This window comes from Streptomyces sp. NPDC041068 (assembly GCF_040647455.1).
Classification (GTDB): domain Bacteria; phylum Actinomycetota; class Actinomycetes; order Streptomycetales; family Streptomycetaceae; genus Streptomyces.
Genome location: NZ_JBEZCG010000004.1, coordinates 98,305 through 115,431, shown reverse-complemented (window position 1 = coordinate 115,431; position 17,127 = coordinate 98,305). Strand labels below are relative to the sequence as shown.

The window sequence follows — 17,127 nt, the reverse complement described above, 5'->3', positions numbered from 1 at the left end:
CGTCGAGGGCAGCATCCCGGCGCAGGCGACGGAGGAGCCCAAGCCCCGCCGCCGCACGCGCAAGGCCGCGGAAGCCGCCGTCGCCACGGCCGAGGCCGAAACCCCGGCCCCGCGCCGCCGCACGCGCAAGAAGGCAGAGCCCGTGGAATCCCCGGAGAGCTGACGCTCCGATTCCCCGGCAACGCGAAGGCCCGCCCTCACCTGAGGGCGGGCCTTCGCGCATACCCACAACCACCGCCCCCGCAGCGCGGAGCGCCCCACCCCAGAAAATCCACCCGGAGGCCCCACAGCGGGAGCGGCGACGGGGGCTGAGACGGCCTGCAGCCGCGCACGAGAGGCGAGGGGCCGTGGGGGTATGTGCGCACGGAGCACCGAGCACAAAGCTCACCCCAGCCGCAGCAACAACACCCCGCAACAAAGATGGCGAGTACGGACATACCCCCGCGGCCCCGCACCCAACACAAACGGGCGCACGGCCCGCACCGGGCAAAGCACCCACGCCGAAGAAAACCAGCCCCCACTCCCACGAAAAACCACACACACCCGCAGACGAGGGGCTACTCCGTGCAACCCGTCTGACCGGACGCAAGCGCCGCGCAGGGCCACGCGGCCAGATGCCCCTCGCCTCGCCGCGCCCCGCAGCGGACCGGTTAGCCTCGGCTCATGAGCAGGCCCCCGACCTTCGTCCCGCCCCCGTGTGCCACCGCGCGCACCCTCCGTACCGCGCGCGGTGACTTCGCCGTCCTCGACGCGGTCCCGGCCGAAGGTGTCCGGCGCAGAGGGACCGTTCTCATGCTGCCCGGCTTCACCGGCAGCAAGGAGGACTTCATCGCCCTCCTGGAACCGCTGGCCCGCGCGGGCTACCGCGTCGTCTCCGTGGACGGCCGCGGCCAGTACGAGACGGCAGGCCCCGACGACGAATCGGCGTACGCCCAGGAGGAGTTGGCCCGCGACGTCCTCGCGCAGGCCGAAGCCCTGGCGCAGGCCCCGGCCGAAGCCCCGGCAGAGGCCGGGACCCCGCCCCGCCCGCACCTCCTCGGGCACTCCCTGGGCGGGCTGATCGCCCGTGCCGCGCTCCTGATCGCCCCCCGCGCCTTCGCCACCCTCACCCTGATGTCCTCGGGGCCCGCCGCGATCGTCCCCACCCAGCAGGCCCGCGCCAAGATGCTGGCGGACGCACTCGCCGTGCTGTCGATGGACGAGGTGTGGCAGGCGATGCAGGCCATGGAGCCGCCGCCCCCGCAGGACGCCGAGGCCGGCGTGGCCGACGACAGCGAGGCCCTGCGTGCCCGCTGGCTGCGGCACAGCGCGGCCCAGCTCATCGCCACCGGCAGGCAGCTGTCCACGGAGCCGGACCGCGTCGCCGAGCTCGCCGCGCTGCCCCTGCCCAAGCACGTCATCTCGGGCGAGCGCGACGACACCTGGCCCGTGCCGCAGATGGACGACATGGCGCTCCGCCTCGACGCCCACCGCACGGTGATCCCGGGCGCCGAGCACTCCCCCAACACCGACCGGCCCGAGGAGACGGCGGCCGCTCTGATCGACTTCTGGAACCGCTGCTGACCCGCCAGGAGCCAGTCACTCAGTCAGGAGCCGTAACTCAGTACTGCGCCTGCAAGTGGTCCCAGAACCCGTCCCGCAGCGCCCTGCGCAGATCCGACTGCCCCCGCAGCGAGTACTGCAGCAGCCGCTCCGCCTCCACAAGGAGTTCCTGGTCCACGGAGCCGGGCAGATAGGGATGCCCCGGCAGCAGCCCCACCAGCGCCTCGCGCCCCTTCGCCGCGAGCCACTTCGCGGCGATCTGCGCGCCGACGAAGCGGACGTCCTCGCGGGAGGGTCGGTGCGAGGAGGCGCCCGCCTCGTACGTCGTGACGGCGCGCCGGGTGACGTACGGCTTGAAGAACTCCAGGTCGAACGTGCGCTGACTGTCGACCTCCCACAGCAGCGGCTCCGCCTGGTTGCGCCCCTCCGGCGCCTCGATGCCCCACAGGTGGACCCGCGCGCCGTACCCCTGCGCGGCCTCGACCGCGGAGACCAGGTCCTCGTCGCCGCCGATGAGCGCCGCGTCGCTGATGGCGCGGTGTCTGGCCAGTGACTCCAGGTCGCTGCGGATCAGCGAGTCGACGCCCTTCTGCTGGTTGTTGGCGTTGAGGTTGCCGAGCCTGACCTTGACGTCCGGCAGCTCCGCGACCGACTGCTGCTCGGTGGTGTGGATGCGCCGCCTCGCCCCGTCGTACCAGTACACGCGCAGCAGGCGGCTGTCCGCGAAGATCGTGCGCGCCTTGTCGATGAGCGCCTCGATCAGCCCCTCGGCGTCGAGGTCGAAGGCGCGCCGGTCCTCGGTCCCTGCGGCGAGCCGGCCCGCGGCCGCGTAGAGATACCCGGCGTCGACGAAGATCGCGTGCGTGGACGGCGTCTTCGCCACCTCGGCGAGCATCCGCTCGAGCAGCGCGTTGGTCCGCTCCAGCTGAGCACTGATGTCGGCGTCATTCATATGCGTCCCAGTGTCCCGCCGGTCACACAGCGAACACAACCGGTGTCACTACTCAGGAGTAATTAGGTTCTCGAAAAATTTCCTTAGCGTAGGGAATGTTTGCTGGGGGCAACTCGTTGTACCCATCAGGAACACAGCAGTTCTCCTTCAGGAGGATGACCAGACGAAGGGAGAAGCCCTATGCGCTTCGAAATCATGCGACTCGACGACGTCGACGGCGCGGCCGTGGACAGCACCGTCGTGGACGCCGCCTCCGTCAACCGGATCGTGCAGCAGGCCGCAGCGATCGGCCAGCGCATCTACATCCGCCCGGCCGACTCCTCGGCCTCGTAACGCACACGTCGAAGGGCCCCCGTACGAGACCGTACGGGGGCCCTTCGTGCGTGCGGCCCCATCCGCCCCCGCGCGACCCCGCAGGGCTCGCAAAGGCGCCGCTCAGCCGCCCTTGATCACCTGGGTCACGCCGTTGATGATCTGCTGCACCGCGATCGCGGACAGCATCATGCCCGCGAGCCGTGTCACGAGGACGACGCCGCCGTCCTTGATGACGCGAATGATCAGCAGCGAATAGCGCATCACGAGCCACAGCACCACGTGCATCGCCACGATCGCCGACCAGACGGAGATCTGCGTACCGACGCTGTCGGCGTCCTGGACGGCCAGGATGACGGAGACGATCGCTCCGGGGCCCGCGAGCAGCGGCATGCCGAGCGGCACGAGGGCGACGTTGACGTCCTTGGTCTGCTTCGGCTCGTCCGTCTTGCCGGTGAGCAGGTCGAGCGCGATGAGCAGCAGCAGGAGCCCGCCCGCGATCATCAGCGCGGGCACGGACACGTGCAGGTAGTTGAGGATCTGATGGCCCACGAGGCCGAAGACCGAGATCACGCCGAAGGCGACGCAGACGGCCTGGAAGGCCATCCGCTGCTGCACCTTGGCGGGTCGGCCCGCGGTGAGCCCGAGGAAGATCGGGGTGATCCCAGGGGGGTCCATGATCACAAATAGCGTGAGAAAAAGGGATCCGAAGACGGCGACGTCGAACACAGTGATGGCCTTGCAGAGAGTCGTACGAAGGAGCCGTGGCGGGCGGCACCGGGCGCAGGGCACGGCTGCCACCGCCACGGAACAGTGGAGTGGTGAAGAAGGTGAAGTGCGGTGCGGCCAGGGGCCGTTACGCGGCCGGGCTTCCGCCCGCCCCCGGCACGGGGAACGCCCCCGTCGCCCGGCGCGTGATCTCGCCGTAGATCTCGGGGTCGGTGGTGAACTCCCCGAGTACGCACGTCTTGCGACTGCCGTGGTAGTCGCTGGACCCGGTGGCAAGGAGGCCGAGGTCCGCCGCGAGTCCGCGCAGCCGGGCGCGGGTCTCGGGCGCGTGGTCCATGTGGTCGGCCTCGATGCCGTCGAGGCCCGCCGCGGCGAGCTCGGCTATCGCGGCCTCGGGCACGACCTGGCCGCGCTTGACGGCGGCGGGGTGCGCGAAGACGGTGACGCCGCCGGCCGCCTTGACCAGGCGGATCGCGTCGAAGGGGTCGAGCTCGTGCTTCTCGGCGTACGCACGGCCGCCGTCGGCGAGCCACTGGGGCGTGAAGGCGTCGGAGACGGTGGGCACGACGCCCAGCTCGACGAGGGCCTCAGCGATGTGCGGGCGGCCGACCGAGCCGTCGCCCGCGATGCGCGCGACCTGCTCCCAGGTCACCGGCACGCCCAGCTCCTGGAGCTTGCCGACCATCGCCTTGGCGCGCGGCACGCGGTCGTCGCGGACCAGCTCGCGCTCGCGGGCGAGCTCCGGCTCCTCGGGGTCGAAGAGGTACGCCAGCATGTGCAGGCCCACGCCGTCGAGGCGGCAGGAGAGCTCGGCGCCGGTGACGAGGGTGAGCCCCGAGGGGAGCGCGGCGATCGCTTCCGCGTACCCGCGCGTGGTGTCGTGGTCGGTCAGCGCGACGACGTCGAGCCCGGCAGCGGCGGCGCCCAGCACCAGCTCGGCCGGGGTGTCCGTGCCGTCGGAAGCGGTGGAGTGGGTGTGCAGATCGATGCGCACGCTGCGTACTCCAGGCTCTGACGGGGCGACATAAGGGGACGGTCAAGGATAACGGGAATCGAACGCTCCAAAGGACGAGCCCCGAAGGGGCGCGGGGAACTGCGCGGGCAACCACGACGCACCCGCAGCGGAACGGAGGCGGACAGGGGGCAGGAGCGACCGAACCGCACCTGTCACGGCGTGAGCAGGCGCGGCGACAGCGCCCCGCACGGCAGCAGATCCACTTCCGCCCCCGCGTCCCGCAGATCCGTCAGCACGAGCTCGTCGTACATCAAGAGGCCCGACTGCTCCGGCCACGCGATGGCCCACAGCCACAGGCCGCGCGCCTCGCCGGCGAAGACCGCCCGGTCGTCCGGCGCCCCGGACACATGCCACATCGGGGTCGGCCGCCCGGCGGCGAGCACCTTGGCCTGCGGTGGCTTCTCCACGCCCATGTGGGGACCCGGGTCGGGTCCGTCGATGCCCGCGTACCGCGCGCCGAGGCCGACGCCCAGCTCCTCGGCGACGAGCACCAGCTCGCCGACGCCGCCGAGCGGCGCGGGCCCGGAGCAGGCCACCGCGGTCGCGCGCCCACCGCTTCTGTCGTCGCCCGCGCAGGCCACGCCCGTGAACAGCCAGCCGACCGGCAGGGGCCACGGCATCCACACCGGAACCTGCGCACGGTGCACCACGACCTGGAGGGCCTCGACGCTGGGCGGGATCACGGGCTGCAGCGGGTGCACGGTGCCGTGCACATCACACTGCCAGGAGTCGGCAAAGAGACCGGGAGCCCTGACCCGGCCACCACACTTCGGGCAACTGGGTTCGCCCCTCATAGCGCCCAACGGTCCTCCCCGGCCGCCGCCCCGTCAAGGACGATCACCCGTCCGGTGGCCCTGTCACCAGGCAAAACTAGATGTAGATTGCACTCTTTAGCCTCTCTAACTTAATATGTGTATACGTCAACGACCTCTGTGGAAGCAGTGAAGGAGCGGCTGTATGAACAGCAGCACAGGAGGCCCCTCCGAAGAGGACCCATTCGAAGGGGACCCATCCGAAGGCGACCCGTTCGACGCGGGAGCGGGCAGCATCCTGCGTCAACCCAAGGCCGTGTGGGCCACGGCGGGCGCGTCCGTCGTCGCCTTCATGGGCATCGGACTCGTCGACCCGATCCTGCCCTCGATCGCCAAGGGCCTGGACGCGAGCGCCAGCCAGGTCTCCCTCCTCTTCACCTCGTACTTCCTGATCACCGCCGTCGCGATGCTGGTGACCGGGTTCGTCTCCAGCCGCATCGGCGGCAAGAAGACGCTGCTGCTCGGACTCGCGCTCGTGGTCGTCTTCGCGGCACTCTCCGGGACCTCGGGCTCCGTCGGCGAGCTCGTCGGGTTCCGCGCCGGATGGGGGCTCGGCAACGCGCTCTTCGTGTCGACCGCCCTCGCCGTCATCGTCGGCGCCGCGGCCGGCGGCAGCGCGGCCGCGATCCTGCTGTACGAGTCGGCGCTCGGCCTCGGCATGGCCTGCGGGCCCCTGGTCGGCGCGCTGCTCGGCGACGCCAGCTGGCGTTACCCGTTCTTCGGCACCGCCGCGCTGATGGCGATCGGCTTCCTCTGCATCACGGCGTTCCTCAAGGAGCAGCCGAGGCCTGCGAGGAAGACGTCCCTGCTCGACCCGATCAAGGCACTCGGCCACGGAGGCCTCGCCTCCGCCGCGGCCTCCGCGTTCTTCTACAACTACACGTTCTTCACCGTCCTGGCCTTCACGCCGTTCGTCCTGCACATGACCCCGTACAAATCGGGCGCGGTCTTCTTCGCCTGGGGTGTGCTGCTCGCGGTCTTCTCGGTGCTCGTCGCGCCGCGGCTGCAGGCACGGTTCGGGTCGCTGAAGGTGCTCGGCGGTTCGCTGGTGCTGCTCGCCGTGGACGTGCTGGCGCTCGGGTACGGCAACCACACCGCGGCCGTCGTCTGCACGATCCTGTCCGGCGCCTTCATCGGCGTGAACAACACCGTCTACACCGAGCTCGCCCTCGGCGTCTCCGACGCGCCGCGTCCGGTGGCCAGCGCCGGCTACAACTTCGTGCGGTGGTTCGCCGCGGCCGCCGCGCCGTTCTTCGCGCCGAAGATCGAGGAGTGGAGCAACATCCACATCCCGTTCGTGGTCGCGGCCGTCACGGCGGTGCTCGGCGCGGGCGTGGTCTGGGTGCGCAGGAACGCCCTCACTCACGAGGCCGAGGAACTGGAGCCGAAGCACGCCACCGAGGACGGCGTCACGGTCTTCGCCAACTGAGGCCTACGACAAGGAACTTCAGTCCAGGGACACGGACTTGCGCAGCGGATCGCGCAGGTCCGTTCCGCTGTTCAGCCAGCGCTCCTGCAGGGCCGCCGCACCGTGCACCCGCTTCCACGCCGCCTCGTTCGGCGTCATGGGGAGCAGGGGCAGGAAACGTACGGGATCCATGGGCTCGTCCAGGTCGAGGTCCTCGACCAGGCCTCCGGACTCCGCGACGAGGACCGAGGTGAACGGCGCCCCGGGCCACAGGGGTTCACCCACGTCGAGCGAGGCGCCTGGCGCCACGATCAGGCCCTCGACCTGCGGGGAGGCGGCGAGGACCGCGAGCGGGCGCAACGCCTTGTCCGTGTCGGCGAGACCCCCTCGTACCGACAACACCAGTTCCGCGCGAGGGCCCTTGACGGGATCGGCGAGGGCGGCGGTCGGATCGGTCATCGGCTGGGCGGACATGCCGAGAGTGGCGTACCGCACGATGTCCCCGTCAGTGAACCTCAACACTTCGAAGCGGTCGGTCCCGAGGAAGGTCACCGCGGCGCGCGCGTCCGGTTCCCCCAGGCCGGTGCGGAGTCGGGCCTCTACCAGAGCAAGAACATCTCCCATGGCGCGAGCATAGAACCCGCATGGAACGGGTAAAGGGTGAGGTCGCTTCTTCAGTTCGGCTGATAGTCTTGGCCGCTGGTCGGGGCAGCACGCCAAGCGTCGCTTTCGAGCCCCTGACCGCGATACGTCCCCACGGGGGATGAGACGTCCCTCACGGGGGACCGGCCGGAGGAGGTGGGGCTGCAATGGATCGAAGTCGACCGTGCAGTACCACCCGCTCTTCCGGCCGCTGAGCCGAATTCCCTGGCTTCCCGCGTACGCGTACGACGGAAGAGCGCTTCATTTCCGCCTGATCTGACTGATCTGTATCAGCAGTGAAGTCGCCCCGCGACGGTGCGGTGCTCCCCGCTTTGTGGACGTGCAGAGGTCCCGCAGTCAGGACGTCCTCATTCCGGGCAGTGCCGAATCCTGTCGGCCGTCGGTGGCTTCACACCCGCGAAGGAGCCTGCCCATGTCGATGATCCGTGACCTTCGTGCCGCCGTCCGTCCCTCCCTGCGCAAGGACGGCGCCCCGTACTCCTCGTCCTCCTCCTCGTCCTCGTCGTCGTACGACGCGACCCGCGACGCCGCGTCCGCCGTCGTCGACTGCGCCGTCTACCAGGACGGCCGCCGCGTCGAGTGCGCCGACGCCCTCACCCCGCACGAGGCGATGCTCGAGGTGCGCCGCAAGGGCGGCTTCGCCTGGATCGGCCTGCACGAGCCGACCGAGGCCGAATTCGCCGGTATCGCCGCCGAGTTCGGGCTGCACCCGCTCGCGGTCGAGGACGCGGTCCACGCCCACCAGCGGCCCAAGCTCGAGCGCTACGACGACACGCTCTTCACCGTCTTCAAGACCATCCACTACGTCGAGCACGCCGAACTCACCGCCACCAGCGAGGTCGTGGAGACCGGCGAGGTGATGTGCTTCACCGGGCGGGACTTCTTCATCACCGTGCGGCACGGCGGGCACGGCTCGCTGCGCGCCCTGCGGCGGCGGCTCCAGGAGGACCCCGAGCTGCTCGGCAAGGGGCCGTCGGCCGTCCTGCACACCATCGCCGACCACGTCGTCGACGGCTACCTCGCGGTCGCCGACGCCATGCAGGACGACATCGACGACGTGGAGACCGAGGTGTTCTCCGCGCCGAGCAAGGGCAAGGGCAGCTCGCGCGGCGTCGACGCCGGGCGGATCTACCAGCTCAAGCGCGAGGTCCTGGAGTTCAAGCGGGCCGTGTCGCCGCTGCTGCGCCCGATGCTGCTGCTGAGCGAGCGGCCGATGCGGCTCGTCGACCCCGACATCCAGAAGTACTTCCGTGACGTCGCCGACCACCTCACGCGCGTCCAGGAACAGGTGGTCGGCTTCGACGAACTGCTCAACTCGATCCTGCAGGCCAACCTCGCGCAGGCCGCCGTCGCGCAGAACGAGGACATGCGCAAGATCACCTCGTGGGCGGCGATCATCGCCGTACCGACCGCCGTCTGCGGGGTCTACGGCATGAACTTCGATCACATGCCCGAGCTGAAGTGGCGGTACGGCTACCCGATGGTGCTCGCCCTCATCGGCGGCGTCTGCTTCGCGATCCACCGCACCCTGAAGCGCAACGGCTGGCTGTGAGCGCCCCTCGGCGGTCCGCCGTCACTCGATAGGCTGCCGCCATGACTGCTGACCCGCTGCTCGGCCGCGCCCTCGTCGAGGAGGCCACCAAGAAGTCCGGCCTCATCTGGGTGCAGGGCGAGAACTCCCCCGCACGGGCGCTGTGGCACGTCTGGCACGAGGGCGCCGCGTACCTCGTCGGCGACGGCCCCGGTGAGCAGCCGCTGCCGGGGCTCGTGGACGGGGGGCTCGCCGAGGTCACCGTGCGGAGCAAGGACAAGGGCGGGCGGGTGATCGCCTGGACGGCGACCGTGAGCGAGCTCGCGCCTCGGTCGGAGGCGTGGGAGGCGGCTGTCGGGGAGCTCAAGGGCAAGCGGCTGAACGCGCCCGATGCCGAGCGGGTCACCTCGCGGTGGGCCGAGCAGTGTCGGGTCGTGCGGCTCGCTCCGCGCGAGGCGGTGACCGAGCTTCCTGAGGGGTCTTTGGCTGCCGCGCCGTTGCCGTCCGGTGCGACTACGCGTCAGCCGGTCCCCGCGGGGCTTCCTCGGTTGCTCTTCAAGAAGCGCCGTTGAGGTCGCGGGCGCCCTTCTTCTGCGGGTGCGTTGCGGTTGGTCGCGCCGTTCCCCGCGCCCCTCAGGATTCGCCCCATCGGGGCTCAACTCTTCAAGACGTCGGCAGCTGTTTGCCGTAGTCGACCATCTCGTCCTTTGCCGGCTCCTGGAGCGGGAAGTCCTTGTTCCAGTCCGTGAGTTTGAGCGTGCCCGCGTGGCCGCCGCGTTCCAGGCGCAGGGGGTAGGGCTTGCCCTCCAGGGAGACGTCCAGGGTGCCGCCCGCGCCCTCGTCGCCGGTGATCTTGATGGTGCGTACGGCGCCCGTCTTGCCGCGGTCGCCCTTGGCCAGCGTGCCGTGGAGCGCGAGCATGCCGTCCAGGAGTACGTCCTTGTCCGTGAAGCCGCTCAGCTGCTCGTAGGACGGGTCGCCCTGCGGGACCTTGACGTACTTGCCGTGCAGCTTGGCCGCGGCGGTCTCGTCCGCCTTCCTGGACTTGCCGTCGGTCTTGCCGTTGTCGTGCGTCCAGAACTGCGAGTCGGCCTTCAGATAGAGCTCATCGCCGATGCGCAGGAGCCGGAAGGTCTGGCCCTTGGACGTGACCGAGCCGGTGCCGCCCTCGCCCTTGAGGCGCATGTCGAGGCTGTACGTGTGGCTCTTGCTCACCACCGTGCCGGAGAGCCGCACCGCGGAGGCCCCCTCGGCCGCCCGGCCCGCCTTGCTCTGGATCTTCGACGCGGAGAGCTTGCCGACGCCGTTCGTGCCCGCGTCGGGATCCTCGCTGCTGCACCCCGCAAGACTCGTGGCCCCCGCGACCAGGCCCACGCACATCGCGCTCACGAACGCTGCCCTGCGGGCGCGGCTGGCCAGGGGAAGAGCGGTCACAGGTGGCGCTGCCTCTCGTGCGGACGACCTCTACGGCTTCGGCAGTACGGCAGCGTACCTGTGCCGACCGATACGGACGGAGTCAGTCCGTCCGGACGCTCCGCCGGGGCGTATCCGACCGGGACGGGCTAGCCTGAAGCCCGTATTGCCGGATGAAACGGCATGAATCGAAGCGGCAGGAATCGCCGCAGGCTCGGGAGAAGGAGGCGCGCGCATGGCGGCAGGCGCCCCCCGGGTCTTCGTCTCGCACCTCTCCGGCACCGCCGTCTTCGACCCGAACGGCGACCAGGTGGGCCGGGTGCGCGACCTGGTGGCGATGCTCAGGGTCGGCAAGCGCCCGCCCCGCCTCCTCGGCCTCGTCGTGGAGCTGGCGACCCGGCGGCGGATCTTCCTGCCGATGACCCGCGTCACCGGCATCGAGTCCGGCCAGGTCATCACCACCGGCGTCCTGAACGTGCGGCGCTTCGAACAGCGGCCCACCGAGCGACTCGTGCTCGGCGAGATGCTGGACCGGCGCGTGCGGCTCGTCGACTCGGACGAGGAGGTGACCGTCCTCGACGTGTCGGTCCAGCAGCTTCCCGCCCGCCGCGACTGGGAGATCGACAAGGTCTTCGTACGCAAGGGGAAGGGCGGCACCTTCCGGCGCAAGGGCGAGACGCTGACCGTCGACTGGTCGGCGGTCGCGGGCTTCTCCCTGGAGGAGCACGGGCAGGGCGCCGAGAACCTCCTCGCCACCTTCGAACAGCTGCGCCCCGCCGACCTCGCCAACGTCCTGCACCACCTGTCGCCGAAACGGCGGGCCGAGGTGGCCGCCGCCCTCGACGACGACCGGCTCGCGGACGTCCTCGAAGAGCTCCCCGAGGACGACCAGATCGAGATCCTCGGCAAGCTCAAGGAGGAGCGCGCGGCCGACGTCCTGGAGGCCATGGACCCCGACGACGCCGCCGACCTCCTCGCCGAGCTGCCGGAGGAGGACAAGGAACGTCTGCTCACTCTGATGCAGCCGGACGACGCGGCCGACGTGCGGCGCCTGATGGCGTACGAGGAGCGCACGGCCGGCGGCATGATGACGACCGAGCCGATCGTGCTGCGGCCCGACGCCACGGTCGCCGACGCCCTCGCACGGGTGCGCATGGAGGACCTCTCCCCCGCGCTCGCCGCGCAGGTGTACGTGTGCCGCCCGCCGGACGAGACGCCGACCGGCAAGTACCTGGGCACCGTGCACTTCCAGCGTCTCCTGCGCGATCCGCCGTACACGCTGGTCGGCTCGATCCTCGACGACGACCTGCAGCCGCTCGCGCCGGGCGCCACGCTGCCCGCCGTCGCCGGGTTCTTCGCGACGTACGACATGGTGGCGGCGCCCGTCGTCGACGAGGGCGGCTCGCTGCTCGGGGCGGTCACCGTGGACGACGTGCTCGACCACATGCTGCCCGACGACTGGCGCGAGACCGAGTTCCACCTGGAAGAGGGAGCAGGCCATGGCGGCGGCTGACCGTGAGCGCGAGAACCGCGCCGAGCCCAGGGCCCCCCGATTCCGCCTCGACCAGCCGCGCGTCCCGCGCACCAAGCTGCTGCCGGACTACGACCCGGAGGCCTTCGGCCGGCTCTCGGAACGCATCGCGCGCTTCCTGGGCACAGGCAGGTTCATCGTCTGGATGACCGTCGTCATCATCCTGTGGGTGGTGTGGAACATCGCGGCGCCCGATCATCTGCGCTTCGACGAGTACCCGTTCATCTTCCTCACGCTGATGCTGTCGCTCCAGGCGTCGTACGCCGCTCCGCTGATCCTCCTCGCGCAGAACCGCCAGGACGACCGCGACCGGGTCAACCTCGAACAGGACCGCAAGCAGAACGAGCGGTCCATCGCGGACACCGAGTACCTCACGCGCGAGATCGCCTCGCTGCGCATGGGCCTCGGCGAGGTGGCGACCCGCGACTGGATCCGCTCCGAGCTCCAGGACCTGGTCAAGGAACTGGAGGAGCAGCGGATCGGGCACCACTCCGAGAGCCGCGTGGTATTCCCGTCCGAGGGCTCGCGCGGAAGTGATGTAGGCGACCGCTGACGGCCCTTTCCTGGGCAGGGTTACCGCGCCGTACTATCGGTCGTATGGCTACGGAAGACGCGGTGCTTGAAGCACTGGCGACGGTGAACGACCCCGAGATCCAGCGACCCATCACCGAGCTGGGGATGGTCAAATCGGTGGACATCTCCGCTGATGGGGCGGTAGCGGTCACCGTGTACTTGACGGTCTCCGGGTGCCCGATGCGCGACACCATCACGAAGAACGTGACCGACGCGGTCGCCGCCCTCGACGGCGTCACGCGTGTCGACGTCACGCTGGACGTGATGAGCGACGACCAGCGCAAGGAGCTGGCCGCGGCCCTGCGCGGCGGCACCGCCGAGCGCGAGGTCCCCTTCGCCAAGCCCGGCTCCCTGACCCGTGTCTACGCCGTCGCGTCCGGCAAGGGCGGCGTCGGCAAGTCCTCGGTGACGGTGAACCTCGCGGCCGCGATGGCGGCGGACGGCCTGAAGGTCGGCGTCGTGGACGCGGACATCTACGGCCACAGCGTGCCCCGCATGCTGGGCGCCGAGGGCCGCCCCACCCAGGTCGAGAACATGATCATGCCGCCGTCCGCGAACGGCGTGAAGGTCATCTCCATCGGCATGTTCACGCCCGGCAACGCACCGGTGGTGTGGCGGGGCCCGATGCTGCACCGCGCGCTCCAGCAGTTCCTCGCGGACGTCTTCTGGGGCGACCTGGACGTCCTGCTCCTCGACCTGCCGCCGGGCACGGGCGACATCGCGATCTCGGTCGCGCAGCTCGTCCCGAACGCCGAGATCCTGGTCGTGACGACGCCTCAGCAGGCCGCGGCCGAGGTCGCCGAGCGGGCAGGATCCATCGCCGTACAGACGCATCAGAAGATCGTGGGCGTCGTCGAGAACATGTCCGGCCTTCCCTGCCCGCACTGCGGCGAGATGGTCGACGTGTTCGGCACGGGCGGCGGCCAGAAGGTCGCCGAGGGCCTCACGAAGACGACGGGCGCGACGGTGCCGGTGCTCGGCTCCATCCCGATCGACGTCCGCCTGCGCGAGGGCGGCGACGAGGGCAGGCCGGTCGTCCTGACCGACCCGGAGTGCCCGGCGGGCTCGGCCCTGCGCGCCATCGCGGGCAAGCTGGGCGGCCGCCAGCGGGGCCTGTCGGGCATGTCGCTCGGGATCACCCCGCGCAACAAGTTCTGAGAGCCCCGAAGGGGCGCGGGGACCTGCGCGACCAGCCACGGCTGACCCGCAGAAATCCACGCGCCCCAAGGAACCCGGTTCCACGGAGTGCTACGCGTATGCCCCGATGTCCTTGATGACAGAGAAGCCAAGCCCGTACGCACTCATGCCGCGCCCATAGGCGCCGAGGTGCACGCCCTCCTTCGTCGAGCCCGCAAGGACCCACCCGAACTCGGACTCGCGGTAGTGGAACGGCGTCGGCACCCCGTCCACCGGCAGCGACAGCGTCGACCAGTCCGCGCCCTCCAGGTCGTCCGCGAGGACCCACGCGGTCTCCGTCTGCTGGTCCAGCCAGTCGTCGCGCAGGGTGTGGTCCATCTGCCCCGGCCAGGTGAAGGACAGCAGGCCGACGCCGGCCAGCCAGGCCGCCGACGAGACCGAGGTGGCCTCCAGGACGCCCGTGCCGTCCGCGCTGCGCCGCACCGGGTTGGCCGCGACGGTCACCACGACCGCGAAGCGCTCCTTGTCGCTGTTGCCGAGGGTGCCCTCGGCGCGGACCGACGGCTCGTCGCCGTGCCCGATCGAACCGTGCTCCACGGCACCGTCCGCCGCCGCGCCGACCTGCATCAGCCAGCGCTGCCCCGTGAAGGCCTCGTCAAGGCCGTACCAGGGGAAGGGCGCCAGCAGGTAGCCGTCGACCGTGCGCCGGGCGGAGGGCACCGCTTGTGCGGTGCCGTCCGCGGCCGACGCCTGCGCGCCCACCCGACTTGTCGTCTCCATGTACCCGGCCGCCTCCTCGCTCTCGTCGGTCCGGAGCGGCCCGCCCCCCTCGGGCGTCCTCACGCCGGACAACAAGGCAGGATAGCCACACCTGTTGGCGGCGAAGGTTCAGGCGGTGCCTCAGGTGGCGTCCGCGTCGAACGGCGGGCGGTCGCCGGCGTCGAGCTTCTTGGGCTCCGCGGACTTCTTCTGCATGTCGACACGGGCCCCTCCGGAGGAGGTCGCGGCGGTCCCCGAACCGGAGTCGGAGGAGTCGCTGTCGCGGCCGTGCACGGCGTCCGCGACCTCGTTCATCTCCTTCTTCAGGTCGAAGCCGTTGCGGATTTCCTTGAGCCCGAGCTCGTCGTTGTCGAGCTGCTTTCGGATGAACTTCTTCGGGTTCAGGTCCTCGAACTCGAAGTCCTTGAACTCCGGGCCCAGCTCATCCCGTATGTCCGCCTTCGCGCTGTCGGAGAACTCGCGGATCTTGCGGATCGTGCGGGAGACGTCCTGGATGACCTTCGGCAGCTTGTCGGGGCCGAAAATGAGCACGGCGAGGACGACCAGCGTCACTATCTCGAGTGCGCCAATGTCATTGAACACCTTGAGCTCCTTGCGATGTCCCCTTGCGATGTCCTCAGCCCGCAACAGGTCGTCGTCCGAGGTCTGGACCGTGACCACGGTACCCGGCGCTCATGTCTGTCCGGTAGCCGCTGCACGACAACCCGGAACAGACCTGGTCAGTCCTTTACTCAGTCCCCGCCGGCCGAGCCGAGCACCAGCGTCACCTCGCGGTCGCCGCCGTCGCGCTCGACGGTCAGCTCCAGGCGGTCCTTCGGGCGGTGCGCGCGGACCTTGACGATCAGTTCGTCGCTGGAGTGCACGGGGCGGCCGTCCACCTCGGTGATGACGTCGCCCGGCTTGAGGCCCGCCTTGTCGCCGGGGCCGTTCCTGTTGACCGAGGGGCCGCCGCCCTTGCCCTTGTCCGCGATGCGGGCGCCGTCACCGGTGAACTCGGTGTCGAGCGTGACGCCGATCACGGGGTGCGTCGCCTTGCCGAAGTTGATCAGCTCCTCGGCGACGCGCTTGCCCTGGTTGATGGGGATGGCGAAGCCGAGGCCGATGGAGCCCGCCTGGCCGCCGCCCTGCTCCGAGCCGTCCTCCGCGGAGCGTATGGCGCTGTTGATGCCGATCACGCGCGCCTTGGAGTCGACCAGCGGACCACCCGAGTTGCCGGGGTTGATCGGTGCGTCGGTCTGCAGGGCGTCCACGTACGAGATGTCGCTGCCGTCGCCCTTCTCGCCGCCCGCGGTGATGGGCCGCTCCTTGGCGCTGATGATCCCCGAGGTCACGGTGTTCTCGAGGTCGAAGGGGGCGCCGATGGCGACGACGGGGTCGCCGACCTGCACGTTCTCGGAGTTGCCCAGGTGCAGGGGCTTCAGGCCGCGGACGCCGGAGACCTTGACGACCGCGAGGTCGTACCCCGAGTCGCGGCCGATGACCTCGGCCTTGGCGGTCTCGCCGCCGCTGAAGGTCACCGATATCTCGCCGCCGGTGCCCGCGGGCTCCACGACGTGGTTGTTGGTGAGGATGTGGCCCTTGCCGTCGAGGACGAAGCCGGTGCCGGTGCCCTGCGCGGAGTCGCCGCTGACGTGCAGGGTCACGACGCCGGGCAGGGCGGCCGCGGCGATGCCCGCCACGCTGCCCTTGGGGCGCTCGCTGGACTCGGCGCCCGCCTGCGGGAGTTCGATGTCGCCGGTGCCGTTGCGCTCCAGGTACGAGCCGAGGGCGCCGCCGATGAGGCCGGACACCAGGGCGATCACGGCGACGCCGACGAGGATGATCCGCTTTCCCCTCTTGCGCCGCTTCTGCTCGGTCTCCGGGGGCACGGAGCCGGTCTGCTGGAGGGGCGCGTTCCACGGGTCGTAGGGCTGGCGGGGGGCCGGCTGGGGCTGCGGGGTCTGCGCCTGCGGCGGCAGGGGCTGGGCGAGGTTCTGCGGCTGCGGCTGCGGCGTCTGGTGGTGGGCGCCGTTGTACGGGGGCGGCGTGTGACCGGGGGCTCCGTGGAGCGTGCCGTGCGGGGGCGTGCCGCCGTGCTGGGGCTGCGGGGCCGGGGCGGGCGGGCCCGCGGGGGTGCCGTGGGCGGGCGTGCCACTGTGGGCCGGGAGCGTGGTGCCGTGGGCCGGGGTCGCCGCGGGGTGCTGCACCGGGGGCGCGGGCGCCCAGGGGCCCGGCTCGCCGTAGGGCGGGGTGCCGTACGGATCCGGGTCGTGCAGGGGGCGGGGGCGGTCCGCGGGGGCGGCTGCGGGCGCGCCGGTCCCCGCACCTTGCGTCGCGCCCTGCGCGGGGATGCCCTCGGCCGGTGTGCCGTGCGGGGTGCCGGAGGCCGGTGCGGAGTCGCTCGGTGTGCCGTACGAGGCAGGGTCGGCGGGAGCGGGAGCCGCGGGTGCGGGAGCGGGAGCCGCGGGACCAGGTGCGGGAACTGCAGGTGCCGACTCGGCCTGGACCGGCGCGGGGGCCGACTCCGGGGGCGGGGTGGGCTGCTGGTCGGCGGCGGCGCCCGGCGTCTCGTGCCGGGGGCGGCTCCACCACTTCGCCTTCGTGGGCTTCCCCTCGTCCATGTTCTCCCCACAACTGGCCCGCGGCGGACGCCGATTGGATGCTCAACCCCGCGCTCGCCGAAGTCCCCGGCGGGCGCGGCCCACCGAGGATTCAACCAGGTTCCCCCGCCGAAGCGCAGGGCAGCGTCG

Annotated in this window: 17 protein-coding genes; 8 read left to right on the top strand and 9 right to left on the bottom strand. The window is 70.9% G+C overall.

Annotation, left to right across the window (positions count from 1 at the left end):
* The first annotated feature begins 663 nt into the window (after positions 1 to 663).
* The gene (locus AB0B50_RS10455) at positions 664 to 1,563 is read left to right on the top strand and encodes an alpha/beta hydrolase (protein ID WP_362328443.1); all 900 of its coding nucleotides are present in this window, start codon (positions 664 to 666) and stop codon (positions 1,561 to 1,563) included.
* A 37-nt stretch (positions 1,564 to 1,600) separates the two neighbouring features.
* Here the strand turns inward: AB0B50_RS10455 and AB0B50_RS10450 are convergent, their stop codons facing one another.
* Positions 1,601 to 2,494, bottom strand: a complete 894-nt coding sequence (locus AB0B50_RS10450; RefSeq protein WP_362328441.1) for an NYN domain-containing protein — start codon at positions 2,492 to 2,494, stop codon at positions 1,601 to 1,603.
* A gap of 180 nt (positions 2,495 to 2,674) precedes the next feature.
* On the opposite strand from AB0B50_RS10450, the gene AB0B50_RS10445 reads away from it, so the two are divergent.
* Positions 2,675 to 2,827 carry a hypothetical protein gene (locus AB0B50_RS10445; protein WP_355803125.1) on the top strand — a complete coding sequence of 51 codons (153 nt, stop codon included), beginning with the start codon at positions 2,675 to 2,677 and terminating at the stop codon, positions 2,825 to 2,827.
* 102 nt (positions 2,828 to 2,929) lie between these two features.
* Here the strand turns inward: AB0B50_RS10445 and AB0B50_RS10440 are convergent, their stop codons facing one another.
* The 3 genes from AB0B50_RS10440 to AB0B50_RS10430 form a co-directional block, all read right to left on the bottom strand.
* Complete coding sequence (locus AB0B50_RS10440) at positions 2,930 to 3,535, bottom strand: MarC family protein (protein ID WP_362328439.1); 606 nt, start codon at positions 3,533 to 3,535, stop codon at positions 2,930 to 2,932.
* Positions 3,536 to 3,662: 127 nt separating this feature from the next.
* A complete protein-coding gene (locus tag AB0B50_RS10435) occupies positions 3,663 to 4,529 on the bottom strand; it encodes a PHP domain-containing protein (protein WP_362328437.1) in 867 nt (288 codons plus the stop codon).
* A 173-nt stretch (positions 4,530 to 4,702) separates the two neighbouring features.
* Entirely contained in the window at positions 4,703 to 5,344 is a 642-nt protein-coding gene (locus AB0B50_RS10430) for a DUF6758 family protein (protein WP_362328435.1), read from the bottom strand.
* A 163-nt stretch (positions 5,345 to 5,507) separates the two neighbouring features.
* Here AB0B50_RS10430 and AB0B50_RS10425 point away from each other — a divergent pair, with 163 nt between their 5' ends.
* Positions 5,508 to 6,791, top strand: a complete 1,284-nt coding sequence (locus AB0B50_RS10425; protein ID WP_362328433.1) for an MFS transporter — start codon at positions 5,508 to 5,510, stop codon at positions 6,789 to 6,791.
* Between the two features lie 18 nt (positions 6,792 to 6,809).
* Here AB0B50_RS10425 and AB0B50_RS10420 read toward each other — a convergent pair whose 3' ends face one another.
* Positions 6,810 to 7,394, bottom strand: a complete 585-nt coding sequence (locus tag AB0B50_RS10420; protein WP_362328431.1) for a suppressor of fused domain protein — start codon at positions 7,392 to 7,394, stop codon at positions 6,810 to 6,812.
* Between the two features lie 451 nt (positions 7,395 to 7,845).
* On the opposite strand from AB0B50_RS10420, the gene AB0B50_RS10415 reads away from it, so the two are divergent.
* Together AB0B50_RS10415 and AB0B50_RS10410 are read left to right on the top strand one after the other, a co-directional pair.
* Positions 7,846 to 8,985, top strand: a complete 1,140-nt coding sequence (locus tag AB0B50_RS10415) for a magnesium and cobalt transport protein CorA (RefSeq protein ID WP_362328429.1) — start codon at positions 7,846 to 7,848, stop codon at positions 8,983 to 8,985.
* Between the two features lie 41 nt (positions 8,986 to 9,026).
* Positions 9,027 to 9,536: a hypothetical protein gene (locus tag AB0B50_RS10410; protein WP_362328427.1), complete on the top strand. Its 510-nt coding sequence runs from the start codon at positions 9,027 to 9,029 to the stop codon at positions 9,534 to 9,536.
* A gap of 91 nt (positions 9,537 to 9,627) precedes the next feature.
* Here the strand turns inward: AB0B50_RS10410 and AB0B50_RS10405 are convergent, their stop codons facing one another.
* Entirely contained in the window at positions 9,628 to 10,344 is a 717-nt protein-coding gene (locus tag AB0B50_RS10405; RefSeq protein ID WP_362329151.1) for a hypothetical protein, read from the bottom strand.
* Between the two features lie 268 nt (positions 10,345 to 10,612).
* Between AB0B50_RS10405 and AB0B50_RS10400 the strand changes: the two genes are divergently transcribed.
* The 3 genes from AB0B50_RS10400 to AB0B50_RS10390 are packed head-to-tail and all read left to right on the top strand — an operon-like array spanning position 10,613 to position 13,639.
* Positions 10,613 to 11,890: a CBS domain-containing protein gene (locus tag AB0B50_RS10400; protein WP_362328425.1), complete on the top strand. Its 1,278-nt coding sequence runs from the start codon at positions 10,613 to 10,615 to the stop codon at positions 11,888 to 11,890.
* Complete coding sequence (locus tag AB0B50_RS10395; protein ID WP_362328423.1) at positions 11,877 to 12,461, top strand: DUF1003 domain-containing protein; 585 nt, start codon at positions 11,877 to 11,879, stop codon at positions 12,459 to 12,461. The genes AB0B50_RS10400 and AB0B50_RS10395 overlap by 14 nt, the downstream gene beginning before the upstream one ends.
* A gap of 44 nt (positions 12,462 to 12,505) precedes the next feature.
* Positions 12,506 to 13,639 carry an Mrp/NBP35 family ATP-binding protein gene (locus AB0B50_RS10390; protein WP_362328421.1) on the top strand — a complete coding sequence of 378 codons (1,134 nt, stop codon included), beginning with the start codon at positions 12,506 to 12,508 and terminating at the stop codon, positions 13,637 to 13,639.
* Positions 13,640 to 13,729: 90 nt separating this feature from the next.
* On the opposite strand, the gene AB0B50_RS10385 is transcribed toward AB0B50_RS10390, so the two are convergent.
* The 3 genes from AB0B50_RS10385 to AB0B50_RS10375 all read right to left on the bottom strand — a co-directional run bounded on the left by AB0B50_RS10385 (position 13,730) and on the right by AB0B50_RS10375 (position 16,998).
* Positions 13,730 to 14,398 (bottom strand): hypothetical protein, encoded by a 669-nt coding sequence (locus tag AB0B50_RS10385; protein WP_362328419.1) that lies wholly within the window; start codon positions 14,396 to 14,398, stop codon positions 13,730 to 13,732.
* Between the two features lie 120 nt (positions 14,399 to 14,518).
* Positions 14,519 to 14,980 carry a sec-independent translocase gene (locus tag AB0B50_RS10380; RefSeq protein WP_362328417.1) on the bottom strand — a complete coding sequence of 154 codons (462 nt, stop codon included), beginning with the start codon at positions 14,978 to 14,980 and terminating at the stop codon, positions 14,519 to 14,521.
* Positions 14,981 to 15,129: 149 nt separating this feature from the next.
* Entirely contained in the window at positions 15,130 to 16,998 is a 1,869-nt protein-coding gene (locus tag AB0B50_RS10375; RefSeq protein ID WP_362328415.1) for a trypsin-like peptidase domain-containing protein, read from the bottom strand.
* Positions 16,999 to 17,127: the final 129 nt, after the last annotated feature.

What these genes read in the sequence shown, in the direction of transcription:
- AB0B50_RS10455 (WP_362328443.1), top strand. Translation starts at nt 664, where the DNA reads ATGAGCAGGCCCCCGACCTTCGTCCCGCCCCCGTGTGCCACCGCGCGC.
- AB0B50_RS10450 (WP_362328441.1), bottom strand. Translation starts at nt 2,494, where the DNA reads ATGAATGACGCCGACATCAGTGCTCAGCTGGAGCGGACCAACGCGCTG.
- AB0B50_RS10445 (WP_355803125.1), top strand. Translation starts at nt 2,675, where the DNA reads ATGCGCTTCGAAATCATGCGACTCGACGACGTCGACGGCGCGGCCGTG.
- AB0B50_RS10430 (WP_362328435.1), bottom strand. Translation starts at nt 5,344, where the DNA reads ATGAGGGGCGAACCCAGTTGCCCGAAGTGTGGTGGCCGGGTCAGGGCT.
- AB0B50_RS10425 (WP_362328433.1), top strand. Translation starts at nt 5,508, where the DNA reads ATGAACAGCAGCACAGGAGGCCCCTCCGAAGAGGACCCATTCGAAGGG.
- AB0B50_RS10420 (WP_362328431.1), bottom strand. Translation starts at nt 7,394, where the DNA reads ATGGGAGATGTTCTTGCTCTGGTAGAGGCCCGACTCCGCACCGGCCTG.
- AB0B50_RS10415 (WP_362328429.1), top strand. Translation starts at nt 7,846, where the DNA reads ATGTCGATGATCCGTGACCTTCGTGCCGCCGTCCGTCCCTCCCTGCGC.
- AB0B50_RS10410 (WP_362328427.1), top strand. Translation starts at nt 9,027, where the DNA reads ATGACTGCTGACCCGCTGCTCGGCCGCGCCCTCGTCGAGGAGGCCACC.
- AB0B50_RS10405 (WP_362329151.1), bottom strand. Translation starts at nt 10,344, where the DNA reads ATGTGCGTGGGCCTGGTCGCGGGGGCCACGAGTCTTGCGGGGTGCAGC.
- AB0B50_RS10400 (WP_362328425.1), top strand. Translation starts at nt 10,613, where the DNA reads ATGGCGGCAGGCGCCCCCCGGGTCTTCGTCTCGCACCTCTCCGGCACC.
- AB0B50_RS10395 (WP_362328423.1), top strand. Translation starts at nt 11,877, where the DNA reads ATGGCGGCGGCTGACCGTGAGCGCGAGAACCGCGCCGAGCCCAGGGCC.
- AB0B50_RS10390 (WP_362328421.1), top strand. Translation starts at nt 12,506, where the DNA reads ATGGCTACGGAAGACGCGGTGCTTGAAGCACTGGCGACGGTGAACGAC.
- AB0B50_RS10385 (WP_362328419.1), bottom strand. Translation starts at nt 14,398, where the DNA reads ATGGAGACGACAAGTCGGGTGGGCGCGCAGGCGTCGGCCGCGGACGGC.
- AB0B50_RS10375 (WP_362328415.1), bottom strand. Translation starts at nt 16,998, where the DNA reads ATGGACGAGGGGAAGCCCACGAAGGCGAAGTGGTGGAGCCGCCCCCGG.